This window comes from Colwellia marinimaniae (assembly GCF_002207865.1).
Taxonomy (GTDB): Bacteria; Pseudomonadota; Gammaproteobacteria; order Enterobacterales; family Alteromonadaceae; genus Colwellia; species Colwellia marinimaniae.
This window is the reverse complement of sequence record NZ_BDQM01000106.1, coordinates 1-611: the sequence shown is the minus strand read 5'-3', so window position 1 is coordinate 611 and position 611 is coordinate 1. Positions and strand designations below refer to the sequence as shown.

At 44.0% G+C, this 611-nt stretch carries 1 protein-coding gene; it reads right to left on the bottom strand.

The genetic code is table 11. From position 1 onward, the window contains the following. Nucleotides 1-611, bottom strand: a 611-nt coding sequence (locus MTCD1_RS18375; RefSeq protein ID WP_143760147.1) for a tyrosine-type recombinase/integrase, incomplete at both ends; no start/stop codon positions are given.

Here is a 611-nt window from a genome sequence, read left to right as displayed (position 1 = left end):
TGAGCGCAAACTCGCGCCACGCTCAAGCATGTGAGTAGCAATCGAATGTCGCAGGGTATGAACGTGAACATTTTTAGTGATACCACAGGCTTTAGCCACGATTTTAATGGTTTTTTGTACGCCGCCTTTATCCATCACCAGCGTTTTACCTTCGCGACTATGTGGCGGTTTACCACCAGGGAATAATAAGTTGGGATGGCGATGTGTTTTCCAGTAATGCCGCAATGCCAGTAAGGTGGCTTGTGGCAAAGGAACAAAGCGGTCTTTTTTACTTTTAGTGAAGCGCAAATGAACTTGCATCAAATGGCTGTCAATATCAGCGACCTGTAAATTTAAGGTTTCAGATAATCTTAAGCCTAAACTGTAGGTGGCTAAGTAATACACTTGGTAGCGCAATTGGCGTGTGGTATTAATAATGGCGGCTACTTCAGCTAAAGATAAAACGTCTTGAAGTGCTTGTACTTTGGGTGGTTTGACGATATCCACCCACTGCCAAGGGCGTTGTAGCACATGGGTATAGAAAAATTGAATGGCACAACGGGTGATCTTAACGTGACTCCATGACTTATGCTCAACAAGGTGCAGGAAGTAAGTTTTAAGATCCTCAATGG